Annotated in this window: 18 protein-coding genes and 1 pseudogene; 9 read left to right on the top strand and 10 right to left on the bottom strand. The window is 65.3% G+C overall.

The annotated features are described in order from the left end of the window. Positions 1-2: 2 nt before the first annotated feature. From WDM24_RS34755 to WDM24_RS34745, 3 genes are all read left to right on the top strand, one after another. A complete protein-coding gene (locus WDM24_RS34755; RefSeq protein WP_029079324.1) occupies positions 3-695 on the top strand; it encodes an amino acid ABC transporter permease in 693 nt (230 codons plus the stop codon). Positions 696-714: 19 nt separating this feature from the next. Beyond that, the gene (locus tag WDM24_RS34750; protein WP_166298831.1) at positions 715-1,446 is read left to right on the top strand and encodes an amino acid ABC transporter ATP-binding protein; all 732 of its coding nucleotides are present in this window, start codon (positions 715-717) and stop codon (positions 1,444-1,446) included. Between the two features lie 191 nt (positions 1,447-1,637). Continuing rightward, positions 1,638-2,498, top strand: a complete 861-nt coding sequence (locus tag WDM24_RS34745) for a D-amino-acid transaminase (protein WP_338691939.1) — start codon at positions 1,638-1,640, stop codon at positions 2,496-2,498. A gap of 204 nt (positions 2,499-2,702) precedes the next feature. On the opposite strand, the gene WDM24_RS34740 is transcribed toward WDM24_RS34745, so the two are convergent. From WDM24_RS34740 to WDM24_RS34730, 3 genes are all read right to left on the bottom strand, one after another. Further along, positions 2,703-3,161 carry a carboxymuconolactone decarboxylase family protein gene (locus WDM24_RS34740; RefSeq protein ID WP_029079321.1) on the bottom strand — a complete coding sequence of 153 codons (459 nt, stop codon included), beginning with the start codon at positions 3,159-3,161 and terminating at the stop codon, positions 2,703-2,705. 30 nt (positions 3,162-3,191) lie between these two features. Beyond that, positions 3,192-4,808 (bottom strand): MDR family MFS transporter, encoded by a 1,617-nt coding sequence (locus WDM24_RS34735; RefSeq protein WP_338828967.1) that lies wholly within the window; start codon positions 4,806-4,808, stop codon positions 3,192-3,194. A 482-nt stretch (positions 4,809-5,290) separates the two neighbouring features. Further along, entirely contained in the window at positions 5,291-6,439 is a 1,149-nt protein-coding gene (locus tag WDM24_RS34730) for an HlyD family secretion protein (protein WP_338828966.1), read from the bottom strand. 140 nt (positions 6,440-6,579) lie between these two features. On the opposite strand from WDM24_RS34730, the gene WDM24_RS34725 reads away from it, so the two are divergent. The 3 genes and pseudogenes from WDM24_RS34725 to WDM24_RS34715 all read left to right on the top strand — a co-directional run. Further along, a complete protein-coding gene (locus WDM24_RS34725; RefSeq protein ID WP_166298826.1) occupies positions 6,580-7,488 on the top strand; it encodes a LysR family transcriptional regulator in 909 nt (302 codons plus the stop codon). A 237-nt stretch (positions 7,489-7,725) separates the two neighbouring features. Further along, a complete protein-coding gene (locus WDM24_RS34720) occupies positions 7,726-8,697 on the top strand; it encodes a tripartite tricarboxylate transporter substrate binding protein (protein WP_338828965.1) in 972 nt (323 codons plus the stop codon). Positions 8,698-8,802: 105 nt separating this feature from the next. Beyond that, positions 8,803-9,240 (top strand): annotated as a pseudogene (locus tag WDM24_RS34715) (sodium:solute symporter); the annotation flags it as partial. Here WDM24_RS34715 and WDM24_RS34710 read toward each other — a convergent pair. Beyond that, complete coding sequence (locus WDM24_RS34710; RefSeq protein ID WP_338828964.1) at positions 9,211-12,855, bottom strand: indolepyruvate ferredoxin oxidoreductase family protein; 3,645 nt, start codon at positions 12,853-12,855, stop codon at positions 9,211-9,213. The pseudogene WDM24_RS34715 and the gene WDM24_RS34710 overlap by 30 nt on opposite strands. A gap of 156 nt (positions 12,856-13,011) precedes the next feature. Between WDM24_RS34710 and WDM24_RS34705 the strand changes: the two genes are divergently transcribed. Then, entirely contained in the window at positions 13,012-13,467 is a 456-nt protein-coding gene (locus WDM24_RS34705) for an Lrp/AsnC family transcriptional regulator (RefSeq protein WP_166298824.1), read from the top strand. 230 nt (positions 13,468-13,697) lie between these two features. Here WDM24_RS34705 and WDM24_RS34700 read toward each other — a convergent pair whose 3' ends face one another. Together WDM24_RS34700 and WDM24_RS34695 are read right to left on the bottom strand one after the other, a co-directional pair. Continuing rightward, positions 13,698-14,240 (bottom strand): hypothetical protein, encoded by a 543-nt coding sequence (locus tag WDM24_RS34700; RefSeq protein WP_338828963.1) that lies wholly within the window; start codon positions 14,238-14,240, stop codon positions 13,698-13,700. Between the two features lie 61 nt (positions 14,241-14,301). Next, positions 14,302-14,643 carry a muconolactone Delta-isomerase family protein gene (locus WDM24_RS34695; RefSeq protein ID WP_224741382.1) on the bottom strand — a complete coding sequence of 114 codons (342 nt, stop codon included), beginning with the start codon at positions 14,641-14,643 and terminating at the stop codon, positions 14,302-14,304. Positions 14,644-14,835: 192 nt separating this feature from the next. Here WDM24_RS34695 and WDM24_RS34690 point away from each other — a divergent pair, with 192 nt between their 5' ends. Then, positions 14,836-15,756, top strand: a complete 921-nt coding sequence (locus WDM24_RS34690; protein ID WP_338828962.1) for a LysR substrate-binding domain-containing protein — start codon at positions 14,836-14,838, stop codon at positions 15,754-15,756. Positions 15,757-16,286: 530 nt separating this feature from the next. On the opposite strand, the gene WDM24_RS34685 is transcribed toward WDM24_RS34690, so the two are convergent. The 3 genes from WDM24_RS34685 to WDM24_RS34675 are packed head-to-tail and all read right to left on the bottom strand — an operon-like array spanning position 16,287 to position 19,529. Further along, positions 16,287-17,072 (bottom strand): fumarylacetoacetate hydrolase family protein, encoded by a 786-nt coding sequence (locus WDM24_RS34685; RefSeq protein ID WP_338828961.1) that lies wholly within the window; start codon positions 17,070-17,072, stop codon positions 16,287-16,289. Positions 17,073-17,084: 12 nt separating this feature from the next. Next, positions 17,085-18,452 carry an LLM class flavin-dependent oxidoreductase gene (locus WDM24_RS34680; RefSeq protein WP_166298820.1) on the bottom strand — a complete coding sequence of 456 codons (1,368 nt, stop codon included), beginning with the start codon at positions 18,450-18,452 and terminating at the stop codon, positions 17,085-17,087. 24 nt (positions 18,453-18,476) lie between these two features. Then, positions 18,477-19,529, bottom strand: a complete 1,053-nt coding sequence (locus tag WDM24_RS34675; protein WP_338691928.1) for an Ldh family oxidoreductase — start codon at positions 19,527-19,529, stop codon at positions 18,477-18,479. A 402-nt stretch (positions 19,530-19,931) separates the two neighbouring features. Between WDM24_RS34675 and WDM24_RS34670 the strand changes: the two genes are divergently transcribed. Beyond that, entirely contained in the window at positions 19,932-24,041 is a 4,110-nt protein-coding gene (locus tag WDM24_RS34670) for a bifunctional diguanylate cyclase/phosphodiesterase (RefSeq protein WP_338828960.1), read from the top strand. Here WDM24_RS34670 and WDM24_RS34665 read toward each other — a convergent pair. After that, positions 24,015-24,356 (bottom strand): hypothetical protein, encoded by a 342-nt coding sequence (locus WDM24_RS34665; protein ID WP_338828959.1) that lies wholly within the window; start codon positions 24,354-24,356, stop codon positions 24,015-24,017. The genes WDM24_RS34670 and WDM24_RS34665 overlap by 27 nt on opposite strands. Positions 24,357-24,405 lie beyond the last annotated feature (49 nt).

The following is a 24,405-nucleotide window of genomic DNA, read 5'->3' as shown; positions in this document are numbered from 1 at the left end:
CCATGCTCGGCAGTTTCGATTTCGACGTCATCCGCCGCTCGCTGCCCTATCTGTTCTTCGAGGGCATGCGCTTCACGCTGACCCTGACGGCGCTCGCCGCGTTCGGCGGCCTCGTGTTCGGCACCCTGATCGCCCTGATGCGGTTGTCGAGCTACAAGGTGCTCGGGCGCATCGCCGGCTTCTATGTCGACTTCATCCGCTCGCTGCCGCTGGTGCTGGTGATCTTCTGGTTCTACTTCCTGGTCCCCTATATCGGGCAGTGGGTGACCGGTGCGTCGCGGCCGATCACGGTCGGCGCATTCGCCTCCTCGCTGATCACCTTCATCATCTTCGAGGCGGCCTATTTCTCCGAGATCATGCGCGCCGGCATCCAGTCGATCTCGCGCGGCCAGCCGGCCGCCGCCAACGCGCTCGGCCTGACCTACAGCCAGACCATGCGCTACGTCGTGCTGCCGCAGGCATTCCGCAACATGCTGCCGGTGCTGCTGACGCAGACCATCGTGCTGTTCCAGGACACCTCGCTGGTCTACGTGCTGTCGATCCCGGATTTCCTCGGCGCCGCCAGCAAGGTCGCGCAGCGCGACGGCCGTCTGGTCGAAATGTACCTGTTCGCCGCGCTGGTCTACTTCGTCGTTTCCTGTGTCGCGTCGTTCTTCGTCCGGCGCCTGCAGGCGCGTATTGCCATTGTTCGCTGAACAAACAAGTTGAGCCATCATGATCGAGATCAATCACGTCAACAAATGGTACGGGCCGAGCTTCCAGGCGCTGAAGGACTGCACCACCAGTGTCGCCAAGGGCGAGGTGGTGGTGGTCTGCGGCCCGTCCGGTTCGGGCAAGTCGACCCTGATCAAATGCGTCAACGCGCTGGAGCCGATCCAGGGCGGCGACATCATCCTCGACGGCATCAAGGTAAACGACCCCAAGACCGATTTGCCGAAGCTGCGCTCGCGCGTCGGCATGGTGTTCCAGCACTTCGAGCTGTTTCCGCACTTGCGGATCATCGACAATCTCTGCCTCGCCCAGGAGAAGGTGCTGGGACGCAAGCATGACGACGCCGTGGTCACCGCCATGAAGCTGCTCGATCGCGTCGGGCTGAAGGATCACGCCAAGAAATTCCCCGCAGAATTGTCCGGCGGCCAGCAGCAGCGCGTCGCGATCGCTCGCGCGCTCGCGATGAACCCGATCGCCATGCTGTTCGACGAGCCGACCTCGGCGCTCGACCCCGAGATGATCAGCGAAGTGCTCGACGTGATGGTCGACCTCGCCAGCGAGGGCATGACCATGATGGTCGTGACCCACGAAATGGGCTTTGCCAACAAGGTCGCCGACCGCGTCATTTTCATGGACCGCGGCGAGATCGTCGAGGACGCCAAGAAGGTCGACTTCTTCGGCAAGCCCCGCAGCGACCGCGCGCAGAAGTTCTTGTCGAAGATCTTGCAGCACTGATCTCTCAGCCGTCATTCCGGCGCGATGCGAAGCATCGAACCTCAGGTGCGCAATTGCGCACCGGGGAATCTCGAGATTCCGGGTCTGGTCCTTCGGACCATCCCGGAATGACGGCGGCCGGGGTTTATCCCCGTTAACAATTTGCGTATACGAAGGCCTGAAACTAGTCCTTCGTCCGCAGGAGAACTCGCGTGGAAAAGATCGCTTACGTCAACGGTTCGTTCGTGCCGCATTCCGAGGCCAAGGTCTCGGTGTTCGACCGCGGATTCCTGTTTGCCGACGGCATCTACGAGGTGGCCGCGGTGCTCGAGGGCAAGCTGATCGACAACGCCTCGCATCTGGCGCGGCTCAAGCGTTCGGTCGGCGAGATCCAGCTCGCGCTGCCGGAGACGCTGGAGCGGATCGAGGCGATCCAGAAGGAGCTCGTTGCGCGCAATAACCTCGTCAACGGCATGGTCTATCTTGAGGTCACCCGCGGCGCAGACAAGGGGCGCGACTTCCCGTTCCCGAAGGCCGACGTCAAGCCGACGCTGGTGATGTTCACCTCGGAAAAGGACATCATCAACGCGCCCTCGGCCAAGACCGGCATCAACGTCATCACGGTGCCCGACATCCGCTGGGAGCGGCGCGACATCAAGAGCGTGGCGCTACTGGCGCAGGTGCTGGCCAAGCAGGCGGCGGCCGCGGCCGGCGCCGGCGAGGCCTGGATGATCGAGGACGGCAAGGTCACCGAGGGCGGCTCGTCCTCGTCCTTCATCGTCACCCAGGACGACGTCATCGTGACCCGGCAGAACGGCAACGAGATCCTGCCCGGCTGCACCCGCAAGGCGGTGGTCAAGCTCGCCGAGGAGCGCCAGCTTCGCATCGAGGAACGCGCCTTCACGGTCGAGGAAGCGCTCGCCGCGAAGGAAGCCTTCATCACCAGCGCCTCGGTGTTCGTGCAGGGCGTGGTCGCGATCGACGGCAAGAAGGTCGGCACCGGCAAGGTCGGCCCGATCACCGACCGCCTGCGCGAGATCTATGTCGAGTTCGCGCGCGCGACGGCGGTTTGATCCGTCATTGCCGGGCTTGACCCGGCAAGCCATCGCGCTTCGATAGATGGCTTGCTGCTAGCGCAAAGGCCAAACCCGTCACCCTGAGGTGGCCGCTTCTTTAGCGGCCCTCGAAGGGTCGACGGCCACCGGCGGGGCCGTGCATCCTTCGAGGCTCGCGAGAGCTCGCACCTCAGGATGACGGAGAAGGGTTGCGGCCGCCCCTTACGCCGCGACCTTCACCTTCACCGGATGCACCGCGCGGAAGCCGATGGCGATCCGATTCCAGGCGTTGATGGCGCCGATCAGCGTGGTCAGGTTGACGAGCTCGCTGTCCGAGAACTGTGCGCGCACAGCTTCATAGTCGGCGTCGGGCGCGTGCGTTTCTGATACCAGCGTCAGCGCTTCGGTCCAGGCCAGCGCCGCGCGCTCGCGCTCGGAGTACAGCGGCGACTCGCGCCAGGCGTTCAGCAGATAGAGGCGCTGCTCGGTCTCGCCGTGCTTGCGGGCGTCCTCGGTGTGCATGTTGATGCAATAGGCGCAGCCGTTGATCTGCGATGCGCGGGTCTTGACCAGTTCGATCAGCGATTGCTCGAGACCGCTCGCAGTGATCTGGGTTTCCACCGCGACCAGCGCTTTGATCGTCTCGGGTGCGGCCTGGTAGAAATTCATGCGGGGCTTCATGGTCGTTCTCCTTGGTTGGGGTCAGGGTAGTTAATGTGCACCGCCGCCAGCAAGCTGGCCCGGCTTCTTGAGGAAGAGTGTCGCAGCCAGCGCTATGATCAGCGCCACACCGAGCAGATAGAAGGTGTCGCTGAAGGCGAGGATGTAGGCCTGCTTCTGCACGACGTTGCCGATCGCGGCGATGGCGCGGTGGGCGGCGGCGGCCTGATCGGTGACGCCGTGATTCATGAAATACTGCGTCATCTGCTCGATCCGGGTGCGGGTGGCCTGCTCCAGCAGCGAGACGGACTGCATCAGCACATTGGAGTGATACTGCTCGCGCTTGGTCAAGAGCGTCTGCAGCACCGCGATGCCGACGGCGCCGCCGAGGTTCCGCATCATGTTGAACAGAGCGGAGGCGGAACCGGCGTTCTCCATCTCGATGCCCGCGGTCGCGACCGCCGACAGTGGAGCCATCACAAGGGCCTGGCCGATGGCGCGGACCACGTTGGGCCAGAACAGCTGATCGGTGGCGTAATCGTTGGTCATGAAGATGTTCATGAAGTTGGAGCCGGCGAAGACCGCAAAACCGATGCCGATGATGATGCGGGGATCGAAGCGCTGCATCAGCCGCGGCACCAGCGGGATCAGCAGCAGCTGCGGCAGGCCGGTCCAGGCCAGCACCATGCCGATCTGCTCGGCGTTGTAGCCCTGGATGCGCGCCAGATACTGCGGCAGGATGAACACCGAGCCGTACAGCGCGATGCCGAGCAGGAGGTTGGCCAGCATGCCGAAGCCGAAATTGCGGCGGGCGAGCAGGCGCAGATTGAGCAGCGGCTTCTCGACGGTGAATTCGACGATCAGGAAGGCTGTCAGCGCGACGGCGGCGATCACCGACAGGCGGACGATGAAGGGCGAGCCGAACCAGTCGTCCTTGTTGCCTTCTTCCAGCACGGTCTGCAACGCGGCAAGCCCGATCGCCATGGTGATGATGCCGAGCCAGTCGCCCTGGCGGATCAGCGACAGCTTCATCGGGCTCGGATCGAGCGAGACGTACAGCATCCCGATCATCACGGCACCGGGCACCAGGTTGACATAGAAGATGTACTGCCAGCCCCAGTTCTCGGTCAGATAGCCGCCGATGGTCGGGCCGATCGCCGGTGCGAACGTCGCCGACAGCGCGAACAGCGCAAGCCCGATCGGCTGCTTCGCCTTCGGCAGCAGCGTGATGATCAGCGTGAACGCCATCGGGATCAGCACGCCGCCGGTAAAACCCTGGATGGCGCGCAGCGCGATCATCTGCGGCAGGTCCTGCGCCAGCGCACACGCCGCGGAGAACACCAGGAACAGGAACGCATTGGTGAGCAGATAGATGCGCACCGAAAACACCTGCGCGAGCCAGCCGGAGAGCGGGATCACCACGATCTCGGCGATCAGGTACGAGGTCGAGATCCAGCCGCCATCGTCGATCCCGGCGCCGATCGCGCCCTGCACGTCGGCGAGCGAGGCGTTGACGATCTGGATGTTGAGCACCGCCATGAACGCCCCGAGCGTGGCGCCGATCACCGCGATCCAGGTCTTGGTCGGGATCGCAGGCACAGCCGGCGTTGCGGGCGCGGTGAGGGTAGCAGCGTCGGCTGCATTGGCGGTGGGCTGGAGCGCGGTCATCGGAGTGTTTCCTGCTTGCCCGCGCAAGATGCATTAGGCGGCCGGTTTCGATAATCCGGGAAAGACTGGAAGGATTGTCCTCTTGTAATTGATAATCGCGCTGTGGTTTGCGCTCGTGACTGCGGCAGCGGCCACTGCAACACGGGCTCAGCTCGCGCAGGCGATTGGTTCGTGAGGTGAGCACGCCTCTCAGGCTCCCTCTCCCCTTGCGGGGGAGGGTGGGGAGGGGGTGCCCCGGGCATTGGTGCCGGAGACTACGCGAGCCGCTTCAATCCTGCTGACGCGTTACTAGCGGCAGTCGCGATCCGTCTGACGTCAGAGCAAGCGGCACCCCTCTCCCCAACCCTCCCCCGCAGGGGGGAGGGAGCCCTGTCGCCGGTGATCGCGGCACGAAGAACACGACGTAGGGGGCATAGCAAAAACGCGATCGACCACCGATGCGGTGATCGATCGCGTCAATTGAATCGAAGAGTGTTTAAGCGCTACCCGCCACTCGGCCGCGTCACTGATGCCAGCCGCCGCTTCTCTTCATGATCGGCCAGCACGGTCGCCTTGGTGTTGACGGTCGGGATCGCCGACATGCCGGGGCGCAAGAGGCCGGTGAGGCTGCGGTCGTCGAGCACGATCTTGACCGGCACGCGCTGCACGATCTTGGTGAAATTGCCGGTGGCGTTGTCGGGCGGCAGCAGCGCGAATTCGAGACCGCTGGCCGGCGACAGGCTGTCGACATGGCCCTTCAGCGTGGTGCCGCGGAAGCTGTCGACGGTGAGCTCGACCGGCTGGCCGTTGCGCACATTGGTCAGCTGCGTCTCCTTGAAATTGGCGACCACATAGACCGCATCGAGCGGCACCACCGCCATCAGCTGGGTGCCGGCCTGCACATATTGCCCGACGCGGAGCGTCCGGGCGCCGACCGTGCCATCGACCGGCGCGGTGATTTTCGTGTAGGACAAATTGAGCTCGGCCTGCTGCTCGACCGCGCGGGCCCGGTCGGCCTGCGCAACAGCCTGGGCACGCTGCGTGGTCAACACGTCGACCTTGCGCTGCGCCGCCGACAGCGCCGACTTGGCGTGCTGCAGCTGCGCGGTGTTGGCGCGCAGAGCCGCGTCAGTCTGCTGCGCACGCTGAATGGTGCCGGAGCCGGACTTCATCAGCCCGTCGTAGCGGGTCTGTTCTTCCTGCGCGAATTTCAGATTGGCCTCGGCGGCTTCGACATCGGCGGTGCTCTGATCGATGATTGGCTGTTGCAGCTCGAGCTGGGCATCGAGATTTCGCACCGAGGCTCCAGCGGCGTCGACATCGGCCTTGGCCTGGCCGAGCGCCGTGCGGTAGTCACGATCATCGATCTGGGTCAGCAACTGGCCGGCCTTCACCGGCTGGTTGTCGGTGACCAGCACGCGGGCGATGTAGCCCGACACTTTCGGCGCGACGATCGTGGAGTCCGCCTTGACATAGGCGTCGTCGGTCGATTCGAGGTAGCGGCCGGTGGTGAGGTAGTCGTAGCCGAAGTCGGCGGCGGCGATGATGCCCAGTCCCGCGGCGAGGCCGAGCGCCACCCGCTTGATCGCCTTGCGGGACGGGCGAAGACCAATTTTAGCTGATTCTTCAGGGATATAGGTCGTGGTCGACATGGCGTCCTCCTGGTCGAAATCTGCGTCCTTCCAGAAAGGGCGCCTGCCAGGCCCCCTAGATGCAATATCCTCCCGGCTGTGATAATCCCGATAAAACTGGAAGCATTATCAAGCCAGCGCTGATAATCCGGACCTGCCGAATGGATCGCCTGACCAGCCTGACCGCCTTCGTCCGGGTCGTGGATTCCGGCGGTTTTTCCGCGGCCGGCCGCAAGCTCAACATGTCCACCACCATGGTGAGCAACCATGTGCAGTCGCTGGAGGACCGGCTCGGCGCGCGGCTGCTCAACCGCACCACGCGCAAGGTCAGCCTCACCGAAATCGGCCAGGCCTATTACGACCGCTGCGTCCAGATCCTCGCCGATATCGAGCAGGCCGATGAAGTCGCCAGTGCGCAGCAATCGGTGCCGCGCGGCACGCTGCGCATCTACACCAACACCCATGTCGTGCAGTTCCTCTCGCCCGCGGTCGTCGAGTTCCTGGCGACGTATCCCGACGTCAAGGTCGATCTCGCGATTGGCGAGCGCAATGTCGACCTGATCGACGAGAATTTCGATCTCGCGGTGAGGATGATCCCGCCGCCCGATTCCAGCCTGATCGTGCGCAACATCGCAACCTGGCGGCACGTGCTGTGCTGCTCGCACAGCTACATCGCGCAGCACGGCAAGCCCGAGCAGCTCGCCGACCTCACTGATCGCAACTGTATCCGTCACATCAGCTATCCCTTCGACGAATGGCGCTTCGTCGACCGCAAGGGCGCGCCGGCATCGGTCCGGGCCTCGGGCAATCTGATCTCCAACAGCGGCGAGACGCTGAAGCTCGCCGCAATGGCGGGCGTCGGCGTTTACTTGGCGGCTGGCTTCCTGGTCCGCGACGAGCTGGAGTCAGGCGAATTGGTCCGGCTGTTGCCGGAGTACCGGCCGGTCGAGCTGACGATGAACGCGGTCTATCCGCACCGCCATCATCTCTCGGCCAAGGTCCGCACCTTCATCGACCTCCTGGTGCATCACGCCACCGAGCAGCAGAAGCTGATCAATCCGTATTCGTGAGGAGCGGTGTGTTCGAGCTTGCTAACGCTACGCTCCCAAATCTATCTCCGTCATCCTGAGGTGCGAGCTCTTGCGAGCCTCGAAGGATCGACGGCCACCAGCCGGGCCGTTCATCCTTCGAGGCTCGCTCCGCTCGCACCTCAGGATGACGGGACTAATAGCGCGTCATGACCGCCCGGCATCCCTTGCATGGCCACTGCGTGTATGAAGGACGCAGCAGCTGCGCCGGGGCCGTTGATGATGTTGCGATACCTGACCACCATCCTGTTCGCGATCGCAGCAAATGTGCTGCTGCAGGCGCCGGCGCTCGCCGGCTATCCCGACCATATCGTGAAAATCGTGGTGCCGTTCGCGCCGGGGGGCGGCACCGATGTCGTCGCGCGCACGCTGGCGCAGGAGATGCAGAAGGATCTCGGCGTCACAATCATCATCGAGAACAAGCCGGGGGCGGGCACCATCATCGGCACCCAGAGCGTCGCGACCAGTCCGGCCGACGGCTACACGCTGCTGATGGCGACCTTCGCCAACGCCGTCAATCCGAGCCTTTACCGCAAGCTGCCCTATGACGCACACAAGGACTTTGCGCCCGTGGCGCTGGTGGCGCGCTCGTTCAACGTCGTGGTGGTCAATCCGGCTTCGCCGATCAAGTCGATCGCAGACCTGATCGCGGCCGCGAAGGCCGATCCGGAAAAGCTCTCCTACGGGACCTATGGCACCGGCACCTCGGCGCATCTGGCCGGCGAGTTGTTCAAGCACATGGCATCCGTCAATCTCACCACCGTTCCCTACAAGGGCGCGGCGCCCGCGATCACGGACCTGATGGGCGGCCAGATCCAGGTGATGTTCACCACGGTCGCAAGCTGCGCCTCGCTGGTCGAGGCTGGGCAGCTGCGCGCGATCGGAGTCACTTCGGCCGAGCGTTCGGCCTCGTTCCCGCAACTGCCGACGGTCTCGGAAGCCGGCGTATCCGGCTACGCCGCGGAATCCTGGTACGGCCTTTACGCGCCAGCAAACACGCCGTCAGAGGTCATCGACCGCCTCAACAAGTCCGCGGCCAAGGCCGTGCAGGCGGAGGCCTTCAAGAGGCTCAGCGTCAATGAGGGCCTCGTGATGGTGGCCCAGCCGCCGGCCGAGCTCGACCGCTACTTTGCCGGCGAGGAGGCGCGCTGGCGCAAGGTGATCCAGGACGCCGGCATCAAGGCCGAATAGGCGGCATGCACAGCACAGCGATCACACCTTTTAGCATCGCCATGAGCAACTGTGATTCTAGACGCAACGAACAGCTCCTGGGGTCGTTGATGACGGGACGCCGGCACCCGCAATGTCTGGAAGTCCTACGTCAATCCGGACATCTCGCATGCCGGTGAGGCGTCGGTCGCCAAGATCACCTCGCTGGTGGTGAAGGTCGGCGCGCTCGCCTTCATCCTGTTCCTGCCGACGCAATATGCGCTCGACCTGCAACTGCTCGGCGGCCTCTGGATCGTGCAGACGCTGCCGGCGCTGGTGTTCGGCCTGTTCACCGTCTAGTTCCGAGCCGAGGGCCTGCTGCTCGGCTGGGCGATCGGCATCGGCTGGGGCACGTACACGTCATGGAGCAACGGACTGAAGCCGCTCGCCAGCATCTCGCTCGGCGGTTCCAGCTACACCTTTTATGTCGGCCTCGGCGCGCTCGTGCTCAACATCGTGGTCGCTGTGGCGGCGACGGTCGTGGTCGGCCTGATATCACCCGCCAAGCGCAGCGCGGCGGCCTGAGCCGTCGCCGGCATCTGGTGGGATGGCGACAAGTCGCGCGGTCAGCCGCGTGACTTCCGCCTTGGTCTTGTCGATCGCGGCGTCCTTCACCGGCCCATAGCCGCGGATCTCCATCGGCGCTTTTGCAATCGCGACGAAATCGGGCAGGCGGGTCTTGTCGAGATTGCCGATGATCGTATCGATCAGCGTCTGGTACCAGCCGATCAGCGCCCGCTCGGCACGGCGCTCCGCGGTGTAACCGAACACATCGAACGGCGTGCCGCGCAGCCCCTTCAGCCGTGCCAGCAACCGCAGCGGCGTCTGGATCCACTGGCCGAACGCGCGCTTGCGCGGTCGTCCGCGGGCATCGTGGCGGCCCGGCAGCAACGGCGGCGCAAGATGGTACTGTACCGTGAAGTCGCCATCGAATTCTTTGCTGAGCTCGTCGAGGAAGCCCGTCTGCATATGCAGCCGCGCCACCTCATACTCGTCCTTGTACGCCATCAGCTTGAACAGCGACCGCGCCACGGCGTCGGTCAGGGGGAGTTTAGCCTCGCCGCGAGCTCGGTCGGCCTCTCCCGCTTGCGGGGGAGGCCGTAACGCATCGATAGATGCGTTAGGGGTGAGGGCTCTCTCCGCGATACGACTCGTGGAGAAACCCCCACCCCAACCCTCCCCCGCAAGCGGGAGAGGGAGCGCACCTTGTTCGCGGTCGCTGCCGAGCGCCACCTCGGCACGCCGCACCCGATCGACTGTCGCGCGATAGCGCGCGGCATAGGCCTCGTCCTGGTAATCGCGCAGGAAATCGGCGCGCCGCGCGATCATTTGGTCGAGCGTCTCGGGCGCGTTGGCGTCGGCATTCTCGGCCTTCGGCAAGAAATCCGGGTCGGCAAAGGCTAGCCGGCCCCAGGCCAGCGCCTGCCTGTTGCGCTCGACCGTGACGCCGTTGAGCTCGATCGCGCGGGTCAGCGCGTCGAGCGAGACCGGCACCAGGCCCTGCTGCCAGGCGAAGCCGAGCATCATGATGTTGGCGTACACGCTGTCGCCGAGCAGCCGCTCGGCCAGCGCATTGGCGTCGATCGCGGTGAGGTTGCCTGATCCGATCACCCGCTCGATGGCGCGCAGCCGCACCGGCGAGGCGAGGTCGGCGTCGCGAAAGCGCACCACATCGCCGGTCGGCATTTCAGCCAAATTCACCGCGGCGCGCATGCCCCTGCGATAGGTCCCGGAGGCCTTGGCCGACGAGCTGACCACGAGGTCGCAGCCGATCAGCGCGTCGGCTGAGCCTTGGTCGATCCGCACCTGGTGCAGCGCCCCGGGCGCCGCGGCAAGTCGCAGATAGCTCAGCACCGGGCCGAACTTCTGCGCAAAGCCGGTGAAGTCGAGCACCGAGACGCCGCGGCCCTCGAGATGCGCGGCCATCGCGATCAGCGCGCCGACCGTGATGACGCCGGTGCCGCCGACGCCGGTGACCAGCAGATCGTAGGGCTTGTCGAGCGGCGCAAGCTCTGGCGCGGGCAGCGCAGCGGCACGTGCGAGCGGATCGATCGCGCTTGCGCCCTTCGCCCGCCGCTTGCCGCCCTCGATGGTGACAAAGCTCGGGCAGAAGCCGTTGAGACAGGAAAAGTCCTTGTTGCAGGTCGAGAGGTTGATCTTGCGCTTGCGGCCGAGCGGCGTCTCTTTCGGCTCGACGCTGAGGCAGTTGGATTCCACCGAGCAGTCGCCGCAGCCCTCGCAAACGAGGTCGTTGATATAGGCGAAACGCGCGGGATCCTTGATCTGTCCGCGCTTGCGCCGCCGGCGCTTCTCGGTGGCGCAGGTCTGCTGATAGATCAGTACGGTGACGCCTGATATCTCGCGCAGCTCGCGCTGCACGGCGTCCATCTCCTCGCGCGGATGGATGGTGACGCCTCCGGGCAAATCCGACGGCGAGAACTGCTTAGGCTCATCGGAGACCAGCGCGATCCGCGAAACGCCCTCGGCGCGGACACTGTGCGCGATCGCCTGCACGCTGACCGGGCCGTCGACCGGCTGGCCGCCGGTCATCGCCACCGCGTCGTTGAACAGGATCTTGTAGGTGATGTTGGCCTTGGCCGCGATCGCCTGCCGGATCGCCATCGAGCCCGAGTGATAGTAGGTGCCTTCGCCGAGATTCTGGAACACATGGCTGTTGCCGGTGAATCTCGACGATGCCGCCCAGTTGACGCCTTCTCCGCCCATCTGGATCAGCGACGAGGTCTCGCGGTCCATCCAGCTCGCCATGAAGTGGCAGCCGATGCCGGCCAGCGCCTTCGATCCTTCAGGCACCTTCGTCGACGTATTGTGCGGGCAGCCCGAGCAAAAGTACGGCGTCCGCGTCGCGCCCGGCACTGCGATCGTGCGATCCCGTTCCGGCGCGAGCGCGGCGACGCGGCGCGCGAGTTGCAGCTCGGGGAACATCGGATCGAGCCGCCGCGCCAGCACGTCGGCCAGCATCAGCGGCGACAACTCGCCGATCCAGGAGATCAGCCGCGCCCCTCGCTCGTCATGCTTGCCGACCATCCGCTCCGGCTTGGAGCCGGGATAGTCGTAGAAATACTCCTTGAACTGGCTCTCGATGATGCCGCGCTTCTCCTCGACCACCAGGATCTCGCGCTTGCCCTTCACGAACTCCATCGCATCGTGCAGCGCCAACGGCCACACCATGCCGACCTTGTAGATGTCGATGCCGAAGCGGCGGCAGGCGGCTTCATCGAGGCCGACCAGCCGCAGCGCTTCCATCAGATCGAGATGCGCCTTGCCCGTGGTGACGATGCCGTAGGTCGCGTTCCTGATGTCGTAGATGCGGCGGTCGATCGGATTAGCTTTTGCGAAAGCGTAGACCGCATGCTTCTTGGCCTCCAGCCGCTCCTCGATCTGCGGCCCCGGCAGATCGGGCCAGCGATAATGCAAGCCGCCGGGCGGCGGCACGAACTCCGGCAGCGCGAAGACGCGCGGCGGCGCAAGCTCGACCGAGGCGCCGGATTCCACGATCTCCGAGATCGCCTTGAAGCCGACCCACATCCCGGAGAAGCGGCTCAGCGCATAGCCATACTCGCCGAAGGCAAGATATTCGCCGACATCGGCCGGATGCAGCGTCGGCATGAACCAGCTCATGAAGGCGACATCCGACTGGTGCGGCATCGAGGACGACACGCAGCCATGGTCGTCGCCGGCCACGACCAGCACGCCGCCATGCGGCGAGGAGCCATAGGCATTGCCGTGCTTCAGCGCATCGCCGGAGCGATCGACGCCGGGGCCCTTGCCGTACCACAGCCCGAACACGCCATCGACCTCGCGGTCTTTTTGCGTCTCGACCTGCTGCGAGCCGAGCACGGCCGTTGCCGCGAGGTCCTCGTTGACCGCGGGCAGGAATTCGATGCGGCTCTGCTTCAGCCGCTCGCCGATCTTCCACAGTTCGAGATCGACGCCGCCGAGCGGCGAGCCGCGATAGCCGGAGATGAAGCCCGCGGTGTTGAGGCCTGCGGCGCGGTCGCGCCTGATCTGGTCGAGCGCGATGCGGACGATCGCCTGCGTGCCGGTGAGGAAGACGCGGCCGCGTTCGCGGCTGTAGCGCTCGGAGAGCTGGTAGGCGTCGAGCAGCGGCATCTGGCCCATGACTGAGCCTCCTGGAATCGCAATGTCTGATCCGACAACGCTATGCCCGGATGCCTGGTAGGTCTTACCCATCTATTCTCTGCGAGGACCAATTGTGGTAGATTATTCCGAAATTGAAGGAGTATCGGTATTTTCTACCGAAACGAGAGTTGCCCAATGGTTGAAGAGCAAGACGAAAAAATCCTCGCCGAGCTGCAGAGGGATGGCCGCGCCACCAACCAGCAGCTTGCGGAGACCGTCGGCATGTCGACCTCGGCGTGCTGGCGCCGGGTCCGCGCGCTTGAGGAGTCCGGCGTCATCTCCGGCTATTCCGCGCTGGTCGCGCGCCAGCAGGCGGGCTTTGCGACCTCGGCGATCCTGCACGTCTCGCTGGAGCGGCACGACGTCAAATTCGTCGACGAGTTCGTCGCGCGGGTGATGAAGCGCCGCGAGGTGCTGGAATGCTTCGCGACAACAGGTGACGCCGACTATCATCTGCGCGTCGTCGTGCGCGACATGGACGCCTACAATAGATTCTTGGACGAGTTCATGTTCCGCATCCCCGGCATCCGCCACGTCCGCACCAACGTGATCCTGAAGGAGATCAAGACCGGCGTGGCGCTGCCGTTTTGATGGAAGTGCTGCCTGACGGCAACCGAGCCGCGGGCTCAACTCTTCGTCCCGTCACCCTGAGGAGGCCGCGTAGCGGCCGTCTCGAAGGGCGAACGGCCACCAGCCGGGCCGTGCATCCTTTGAGGCTCGCTCGCGCTCGCACCTCAGGATGACCGGTCGAGGTGGTCCGTAGGATGGCTAGAGCGACTTGTCCGCCGTGGCTCGAAGAGCGAAGGCGGAAGCGAAACCCATCATCGGACCGCGGATGGGTTGACCGGTGCCGCGTCGCTCGATCCATCCCGCGCCTCGGCTGATGCGCGCTGCGCTAGGATCATGAACACCATGACATGGCTGACCAGCAGCAGCGGCACGTAGAGCGCCGGAATATAGATGCCGGCGCCGAACAGGCCGGGATCGCCGATCTTCACGCCCATATAGTAGGCGTTGAGAAGATCCAGCGTGCCCCAGACGTTGAAGATCCAGACCATCGGAATGGCAATCGACCAGCGCCAGGACAGTGCCGCCATGGCAATGAGCGCGAGGGCGGCAGCGATGAGATCACCCCAGCCGACCTGGCCGGCGAAATCCGCGTTCAACTGCGGAGACACGAACCCGGCCACCATGAAGTTCATGCCTAAAAACCTGAACGCATGGAAAGCCGCGAGAAGTCTCAACGCGTCATAACGCGGCATCGCGCGGAGCGCGGGCCAGACATAAGTGACGGCGACCACGGCACTGGTCAGGAAGGCGCCGGCGACGCTGAGGACGAATGGCAGGTTGAAGCTGGGGGGCACGGTCGGTTTCCTCGGTGATTGTCGATCCGGTTCGGTTGGCTTGCGTTCAAGACCTTGACGTTCAAGGCTTGGCCAACAGCAGGCGGAGCGGCAGCAGCGGGCCGACCGCGATATAGTCGTGGTCCATCAGGTCCTGCTTGGCGAGCGGCAGGCCCTCCATGATCGCGTGCGCCTCGGCGGTATCCTTGGCATCGAGCAAAAGGACGACGCCGCGCCCGTCGGATTTCGAGTACCATTCGCGGACCTTGCCATTGAGATAGAGCTGCACGGTCTGACGGATTTCATCCGGCATCACGGCCATCACCTGTTCGCGGGTGACGCCCGGCTTGACGGTGAGGATGACCATCACGCCGGTGGTGATGGTGGAGGTGGCTTGTGCCTGGGCAAGGGAAGGAGCGGTCATGGAAGTGGCGCCTGTCAAAGTGAGGGTGAGGGCGAGGAGGGTGTGAGGGAATGCTTTCATCGGTCGCATGTCTCCGCTCACGACGGATGTCGTGATGTGGAATGGAGCAGCGCGCGTCGCGGTGCGGCTGCTTGTGGCTCCGATGTACGACCGCTTTCCGTGGGCGACTATTCGCGATAATGTTGACGGGCCATGAAGCAGAACTTCACAGTCCGGCACGGTGCCCTTGACGGGGTCGAGGCGTTCCTGGCCGTCGCGCAGCACCGCAGTTTCCGTCGCGCCGCCGCCGAGCTCGGGGTGACGCCGTCGGCGATCAGTCAGGCGGTGCGCACGCTCGAGGCCCGCGTGGGCGCCGTGCTCTTCATCCGCACCACCCGCAGCGTCGGCCTGACCGAAGCCGGCGAACGATTCCTGGCGCGCGCACGGCCTGCCTTCGAGGAGCTGGTCGCCGCAAGCGGGGCGGCGCGTGAACTTGGGCAGAAGCCGGCCGGGCTGTTGCGCCTCACCGTGCCGCGCTCAGTGGTGCCGATCCTGCTGGAGCCGCTGATCGCCTCATTCTGCAAGGCCTATCCCGAAATCGAGGTCGAGCTCGCCGCCAGCGAGGAACTGGTCGACATCGCCGCCGAGGGTTTTGATGCCGGCATCAGGATGGGCCAGTTCATCAACCCCGACATGGTCGCGGTGCGCCTGACCAAGCCGTTCCCTTTTGCCATCGTCGGCAGTCCGGACTATCTGGCGCGTCGTGGCCGGCCCAGGCGTCCGGACGATTTGCGCGAGCACACCTGCCTGCGGCTGCGGCGATCGAACGGCGGGCTGGCGCCGTGGTCGCTCAACGACCAGGGACGTTCGATCGAGCTTGCCGTATCGGGATCCTTCATCGGCCATGACTTCCCGACGCTGGTCGGCGCGGCCATCGAAGGTGTGGGACTGGCGCAGGTGCCGGCTCCCCTGATCGCTGGCGCCGTGAAGGAGAAGAGGCTCGTCCGCGTGCTGGAGCCGTTCGCGCCGCTGACGCCGGGCGTGTTCCTCTACTATCCCGGCCATCGCCAGATCATGCCGAAGCTGCGGGCCTTCATCGATCACGTGAAGAGCCGGCCAAGGGCTACGCGCTAGCCTAAATGTAGGAAGGGTGGAGCGCAGCGATACCTATCATCGTGCCGCGGATACGACTTTCCCTGCGCCCTCTTCACGAGAGAGGGCGAAACGAAATGCAAAGCTCGGACAAATCATGTCGCGAGAATGTGGACGTGTGACTCACAAGCGACCACACACAGTGTCGTCCCGGGCAAGCGAAGCGCGACCCGGGACCCATAACCACGAATGGTAATTCTTTGAGCGACGCCGGAGCCGCAGCTCACTTCAACAACGCGACCCTATGGTTATGGGTCCCTGCTTTCGCAGGGACGACGAGATGGAGGGAAGCGCGCACTTGGGCTCTACCACCGTCACCCTGAGGAGGCCGCGAAGCGGCCGTCTCGAAGGGTCGACGGCCACCAGCGGGGCCGTGCATCCTTCGAGGCTCGCCCAGCGCCGCAAGTGCGCCGCAAGGCTCGCACCTCCAGCGACAAAGGCAAAGCCTTTGCGCGGGGATGACGGGACGAGCAATTGTGCGCGATGGACTCTGGTGGTCAAGCCACCCGCCCTCACACCGTCTCCTTCACGAACCGATTCCGCAATGTCCCGATCCCGGTGATATCGATCTCGACCACGTCGCCATCCTTGAGGTCCGGCGAGGCGCCGTCGGTGCCCATCCAGATCACGTCGCCGGGCGACAGCGTGAAATATTTCGTCAGTTCGACCAGGAAGGGGACGATGCCGAAGATCATGTCGTTGGTGTGGAAGCGGCCGGTCTCCTTGCCGTTGACGCGGATCGCGGTCTCCATGCAGTCGAGATCGACGTCGGTCTCGATCCACGGGCCCATCGGCTTGAAGGTGTCGGCGTTCTTCGACCGCCACAGCCCGCGATCGGCCTTCTGCCAGCTGCGCTCGGAGACGTCGTTGCCGATCGTATAGCCGAACACGCAGTCCATCGCATTGGCTTCGGTCAGATGCTTCACCTTCTTGCCGATCACGACCACGAGCTCGCCCTCGTAATGGATCTTCTCGGTCGCACTTGCGGGGATCACGACATCATCGTCATGGGCGATCAGCGCGTTCTGCGCGCGGTAGCCGATCTCGGGGCGGTCGGGCACGTTCGGCACCGTGCCGGCCTTGTCGGCGGCTTCCTTGAGGTGCTTCAAATAGTTCAGCCCGACGCAGTAGAAGGTGCGCGGGATCAGCGGCAACTCGATCTTGACGTCCCTGAGCTGGTGGCTCTTCGACGTCCTGCTCCAGTCACCGAACGGATCGCCGTTGACGGTGATGACGGTGTCGCCTTCGACGAGGCCCCAGGAGGTTGTGCCTGCGGCGGTGAACTTCAGCCAACGCATGATGATGTCCCTTTATTCAGCGGCGGCTTGCGCGCGCATCTTCCAGGCGCCGGCGGCGGGGCGCTTGAGCCCGAGATTCTCGCGCAGCGTGGTGCCGGCGTAATCCTTGTGGAACAGGCCGCGCTTTTGCAACTCGGGCACCACGTGATCGACGAAGTCGGCATAGGAGCCCGGCACATAGCTCGCCGCGACCACAAAACCGTCGCAGCCGCGGCCGACGAACATTTCTTCCAGCCGGTCGGCGATCTCCTTCGGACCGCCAACGATGGCGTCCTGCACCTGGGCGCGGCCGGAGAAGGTGATGAAGTCACGGGTCGAGGGATTGGTCTTGCCGGAGGCGCGCAGCACGCCGTCGCGCATGCCGATCATGCCTTGCATGCCCTGCAATTCTTCGGTCGTCAGCGGCTCGTCGATCGGCTTGGCACCGAAATCGAAATTGAGCGCTTCGGCGAGCAGCGACAGCGCGTCGATCTCGAGCGGCAGCTTCTGGATCACGGCCATGCGATCCTCGGCTTCGGCCTTGGTGGCGCCGGCGATCGGCGTGATCAAATTGCAGAGGAACATCTGGTCCGGATCGCGCCCCGCCTTGACGGCCTCGGCGCGGACCGCGTCGTAGCCTTGCTTGGCATTGGCGAGGTTGCGCGAGGCGGTGAAGATCACCTCACCCCAGCGCCCGGCAAAGCGCTGGCCGCGGCCGGAGGCGCCGGCCTGGATCACGACGGGGTGGCCCTGCGGCGAGCGCGGCACCGTGAACGGGCCGCGCGAGGCGAAGAACTCGCCCTTGTGGTCGAGCCGCTTCACCTTGGTCGGATCGGCAAACCGGCCGCTTGTCTTGTCGATCACCAGCGCGCCGTCTTCCCAGGAATCCCAGTGGCCGAGCACCACCTCCATGAATTCGTCGGCGCGATCGTAGCGGTGATCGTGCTCGAGATGCTGCGCCTTGCCCATGTTGAGCGCTTCGCCGTCATTGACCGAAGTCACCACGTTCCAGGCAGCGCGGCCGTTCGTCATCAGGTCGAGCGTGGCGAAGCGGCGGGCGACGTCGAACGGCTCGAAATAGGTGGTGGAGGCGGTCGAGGCGAGGCCGAGCTTGGTCGTGACCATGCCCATCGTGGTCAGCACCACGATCGGATCCATCTTCACGCAGCGGATGCCGTATTCGACGGTGTGGGCGTGATCGTTGTTGTAGCGGTCGGGCATCGCCAGGCGGTCGTCGAAGAACGCCATGTGGAATTTGCCGCGCTCCAGGATGCGCGCGATCTCCTGGTAGTAGTCCGCCGACATCGAATCGTCGCGCGATTCCGGGTGACGCCAGGAACCCGGCAGATTGGTGCAGTTCTGCGCCTGCAGGAAGCCAACCAGCGCCATTTGCCGTGTCATGTCGTTCTCCTGTGGCCCGACGTGTCAGCGCAGGTCGAGTTCTTCGGTGAGTTTGTAATCGGCGGCGAGCGCCTTCAGCTTCTCCCAGGTCGCGTCCTCGATCTCGATGCCACTCTTGCGCCGCTCGACTTCGCGCAGATGCTCGATCTCGCCCGGGTAGAACACGCCGCGGCTTCCCTCCGACGGCGGGGTCGATTTCAGATAGCGGGCGAAGTCGGCGACCTCGCGTCTGAAGTCCTTGAGCGGGCGGAACGCGGCGACGTTGAACACCGCCATGAAGCAGCCGTCATTGTGCCGGCCGGTCGGCTCGACGCCGAATCCGAGGCCAGTGAGCAGGCCGCACAGCACCTCGACCATCGCGGCGAGGCCCGAACCCTTGTAACCCTCGGTGCCGCCGAGCGGCAGCAGCGCGCCGCCCTTGCGGTAGTCCGCAGGGTCAGTGGTGTCGCGCCCGTCGGCATCGATGATCCAGCCCTTGGGGATGGTCTCGCCGCGCGCCACCGCGAGCTGGATCTTGCCGGCGGCGACCGCCGAGGTCGCCATATCCAGATAGAACGGCGCCTCGAGATCGGACGGCACCGCGATCGACAGCGGGTTGGTGCCGAGCCGGGCCTCGCGGCCGCCGAACGGGGCGACATGCTTCGGCGAGCGGCCGGAATCGGCGGCGGCGATCCCGATCATGCCCTCGCGCATCGCCATCAGCGGATAATGCGCGAGCCGTCCGACATGGCTCTGCCGGAACACGGTGCAGGCCGCGACATTGGCGGTCTTCGCCTTGTTGATGGTCATCTCCATCGCCTTGGCGTTGACGTGGAAGCCGAACCCCCAATGACCGTCGATCACGGTCGTGGTCGGCGTCTCCTGCACGACGGTCCATTTGGCGCCGGGGACGATGTGGCCGGCCTTGATGCGGTCGATATAGGTCGGGATTGCGATCACGCCGTGGGAATCGTGGCCGGCGAGGTTGGCGTTGACGCAGCCGGAGGCGACCGCGCTGGCCTCCTCCTCCGATGCGCCGGCGCCCCTGAGGAGCGCCGCGCCGATGCGCGTGAGACGGTCGGCCTGGACGATCGGCATGGGGCTTTCCTCGCGGTCTGCCCGCGTGATGCGCGGGTCTTGCTTGCTGTTGTCGCCGTCATGCTGTCAAAGCGCGGCTTACCGAGCAAGGCCAGAAAATCCGGTCCGCCATACCGGGAGCAGGGTGCTCGTAGGCGTGATTTCACCGAATGGAACGGGCGCGGTCGCGATGCGGAATTTGACGGCTCCGACGGCCCGGGCCGGGCGGCAATCCGCGCCTCGCGGCCCTCCGCCTCAGCCTGGTACACGGGGGTCCGTATTATCCCTGAAAACGGCTTGGCGCGTTCGTCAGCCGTTTACTTTGTCGCGCAACTTGCCGGATACGCTAACCACCACTTAGGCCTCTCGCGGGCAATGTTCCCCGCCAGATTGGAGGGGTTGGCCCCCGGGCCTTCAGGGAACGTGCAGTCGAGCATCGGGCGTACATTTGCGGCGTTGAGTGCCACCAACGAAGCGATCCTGTACGCGAAATCACCAGAACAATTGTACGGACAGGTCTGTGAAGCCGCGTTCACGAGCGGGGGCTTCCTGGCTGCGACCGTATTTTTGCTGGAGCCGGGTACCGGTTTGCTGACCTTCGCGGCCGGCTACGGCGACGATGTCGCGCGTCTGCGCAGCATCACGATTTCCACGCTCGCCAACGCGCCGGAAGGGGAAGGCGTTGCCGGGCGGGCATTCCGCGATCAGAGCGCCTGCGTCAGCAACGACTATGTCAACGATGCCCGCTCAGTGGCCTGGCGCCGCGGCGCCGCGGCGGCCGGCGTCGGGGCGGCGGCGGCAATGCCGCTAGTCTGCAACGGACGCAGCGTCGGCGTCTTCATGGTGACACGGCGCGAGATCAATTCGCTCAGCGAGGAGATCGTCTCGCTGCTGGAGCGCATGGCCGCAAACGTGTCCTACGCACTCGACAATTTCGACCATGAGGCCTCGCGCAAGAGCGGCGAGCGGGCGATGCGCCGGTTGAACCGCATGTTCGGCGCAATTAGCGCGACCAACGAGGCCATCCTTCGCGCCAAGACCGAGCACGATCTCTATCAGCGGGTCTGCGATGCCGCGGTGTTCAGCGGAAAATCCTTCGCTACGGTGGTGCTGCTGGCCGAACCCGACACGCACTGGCTCGAGCCCGTCGCCGGCACCGGCGAGGCGCTCGAGCTGATCACGCAGACACGCTTCTCGGCCGATCCCGACAATGTCTACGGCAAAGGCATCTGCGGTGAGGCGTTCCGGACCCAGCGGCCGTGCGTCGAGCACGACATTCCGATCTCGGCGAGCGCGCCGCCAACCCGCGGCAGCGGCCTGATGGCCTGCGTCGCGCTGCCGCTCACCCGGTTCGGCAAGAGCGTCGGCGTCCTGATCTTCTTCACCGGCAATTCCTGGGCGCGCGACCCCGAGATCATCACGCTGCTGGCCGGGATCGCCGAGAACGTCTCGGTCGCGCTCGACAATTTCGGCCGCGCCACCGAGAAGGCCAGGGCCGATGCCGAGCGCGAACGGCTGTCGCGGATGTTCGCGGCGCTGAGCGCGACCAACGAGGCGATCATGCGTGCGAGGTCGCGGCTCGAGATGTTCGAGCTGGTCTGCGCGGCGGCGGCGCATGGCGGCGGCTTCAATTCCACCAGCATCCTGATCGCCAAGCCCGGCGACGATTACCTGGAGATGATGGCGGTCGCGGGCCCGACCGCGGAGAATGCGCGCCGCCTCAACGTCTCGCGCAGCGAGGCGCGGCCCGAAGGGCGCGGCGTCTGCGGCAGGGCCTACCGTTCCCGACGCGCCTGCATCAACAATGATTTCCTGGGCGACGTCGCCAACAACCCGTTCCGCGACGTCATCGACCGCGAGGATGCGCGTTCCGGCGCGGCATTTCCGTTGATCGTCGACGATGAGCCGGTCGGCGTGATGCTGTTCATCTCCGCCAAGCGCAACACTTTCTCGTCTGAATTCGGCGAGCTGTTGCAGCGGCTCGCCGACAACGTCTCCTATGCGCTGGGCAGTTTCGAGCGCGCCGACGAGAAGGCGCGAACCGAGGAGCAGAAGGAGCGGCTGCGGCGGATGTTCGCGGCGCTGAGCGCGACCAACGAGGCGATCATGCGGGCGAAATCCCGCAGCGAGCTGTTCGATCTGGTCTGCGATGCTGCGGCGGTCGGCGGTCAGTTCATCTCGGCCACCATCAGGCTGGTGCGCCCGGGCGAAGCCTTCCTGGACAATGTGGCGGCCTCCGGCCCCGACCGGGTGCGGGCGCGCGAGGTTCTGCTGTCGGCCGACGCGACCCGTCCGGAGGGACAAACCCTGACCGGCGTTGCGATCCGCACCCGAAGGCCGTGCATCAGCAACGATTATCTCAGCGACTTCGGACCTGAGTCACACGTCTACCCGGTCGTCCGCGACAGCGGCAGCAAGTCCGGCGCGGCGCTGCCGCTGCTCAAGAACGGCGAGGCGATCGGCGCGCTGGTGTTCCTGTCCAGCGAATTCGGAACGTTCAGCCCCGAGATGATGGCGCTGTTGCAGCGGCTCGCCGAAAACGTGTCGTTTGCGCTGGCCAATTTCGACCGCGCCGACGAGAAGGCGCGGGCCGACGAGCAGAAGGAGCGGCTGTCGCGGATGTTCGCGGCGCTGAGCGCGACCAATGAGGCGATCATGCGGGCGAAGTCCCGCGCCGAGCTCTATCAATTGGTCTGCGAGGCGGCGGCGACCGGCGGCAAGTTCACCTCGACCACCATCGTGCTGGCGCAGCCCGGAAGCGACTATCTCCGGATGGTTGCGATCGCGGGCCCGGCGGCGGAGGGCGCGCGCCAGGTGACGCTCTCGACCAGCGAGGCGCATCCCGAGGGGCGCGGCGCCTGCGGCCGGGCGTTCCGCTCCGGCAAGGCCTGCATCATCAACGACTACTTTGCGGATAGCGAGACCGCCGCTTTCCATGAGCGGGCTCGCCTCGACGGAACGCAGTCCGGCGCCTCGTTCCCGCTGATCGTCAGCGGGCGGGTGGTCGGCGTCATGATCTTCGTCGCGATCGAGAAGGACACGTTCACGCCAGAGTTCGCCGAACTGCTGCAGCGCCTCGCCGACAATCTGGCGTTCGCGCTCGAAAGCTTCGACCGCGCCGACGAGAAGCACAAGGCCGACGAGCGCATCGAATATCTCGCCTCGCACGACAGCCTGACCAACCTGCCGAACCGCGAGACGTTCAACGAGATGCTGCGTCACGCGATCTCCGCGGCGGACCGCCATCGCCGGCAGATCGCGGTGCTGTTCATCGATCTCGACCGCTTCAAGATCATCAACGACTCGCTCGGCCACGACGCCGGCGACATGCTGCTGGTCGCCATCGCCGAGCGGCTGCGCGGATCCCTGCGCGCGAGCGACGTGGTGGCGCGGCTCGGCGGTGACGAGTTCGTGGTCATCCTCGAGGAGACCACCGAACGTCACGACGTCGAGCGTATTGCCGGCGATCTCCTGGTCTCCCTCAGCCAGCCGCTGCAGCTCAGCGGGCATGAGTGCCACACCACGGCCTCGATCGGGATCGCGATGTATCCGGCCGACGGCTCCGACGTGCAGACGCTGACCAAGAATGCCGACATGGCGATGTATCTCGCCAAGGAGGATGGCAAGAACGGCTTCCGCTTCTTCTCCAACGAGGTTAGGGCGCAGTCGATCGAGCGCCTGACGATGGAGAGCGCGCTGCGCCGCGCGCTGGAGCGCGACCAGTTCTCGCTCGAGTATCAGCCGAAGATCGACATGGCGAGCGGTCAGATCAGCGGCGTCGAGGCGCTGCTGCGCTGGACCCATCCCGAACTCGGCAAGGTCTCGCCGGGGCAGTTCATTCCGCTCGCCGAGGAAATCGGGCTGATCGTGCCGATCGGCCGCTGGGTGCTGAAGGAAGCCTGCGCGCAGAACATGGCGTGGCAGCATCGCGGGCTCAAGGCGGTGACCATGGCGGTCAACCTCTCGCCGCGGCAGTTCGGCGATCCGCATCTGCTCGACGACATCGACGAGGCGCTGGCGGCGAGCGGCATGCCGCCGTCGCTGCTGCAGCTCGAGGTGACCGAGAGCATGGTGATGCGCAACGTGACGCGCGCGGTCCGCGTGCTCGACGCGATCCAGAACCGCGGCATCCGGCTGGCGATCGACGATTTCGGCACCGGCTATTCGTCGATGTCGCTGATGAAGCAGTTCCCGATCGACACCATCAAGATCGACCGCTCCTTCGTGCGCGACCTGCCTAATGACTCCGAGGACGTGGCGATCGCGCAGGCGATCATCAGCATGGGCAAGGCGCTCGGCATGACCATCGTCGCCGAGGGCGTCGAGACCTCCGAGCAGCAGGAGTTTCTGCGCGCGCATGCCTGCGACGAGATGCAGGGCTTCCTGTTCAGCCGGCCGCTGCCGCCGCGCGATCTCGCCGAGCTGTTGAAGATTTCGCCGGCGCTGGTGTCGCCGCCGCTGCAGCCGGCGCTGGATGAGGCGGCGATGAGCGAGGCCGAGCCGGATCTAGGGCGGAAACGCGCTGTCGTCTGACGGCTGCACCGGCAGGTCGCGGACGTCGGAATCGGTCGAGGCGATCATGCGCGAGAAATCATACGGCCAGGATGGCGTCGCCTGACCGGCCAGCGTCTGGCGCAGTGCCACCGATGCGTCCGCAAAGCGCGCACCGTCGGGCAGGCGGAACCGGCGGCTCCACGCGGCCGGCAGCGGTTCGACGGCATCGCGCATCTCGAACGCCGGGCCCCACCACCAGGCCGGCGCCGGTGGCCGTTCCGGTTCGGGAATGGCGCGCCAGCGCGCGAACTCGTCGACAATGCGGGCGAATTGCAGCTTGGCGGCGGGATGCATCAAAAGCCCTTCCTCGGGCCGCGATGATAGCATCGCCGCCACCGCACGC

The organism is Bradyrhizobium sp. 27S5, assembly GCF_037217225.1.
Taxonomy (GTDB): Bacteria; Pseudomonadota; Alphaproteobacteria; order Rhizobiales; family Xanthobacteraceae; genus Bradyrhizobium; species Bradyrhizobium septentrionale.
The sequence above is the reverse complement of the archived record's forward strand: the minus strand, read 5'-3'. Positions and strand labels throughout refer to the sequence as shown.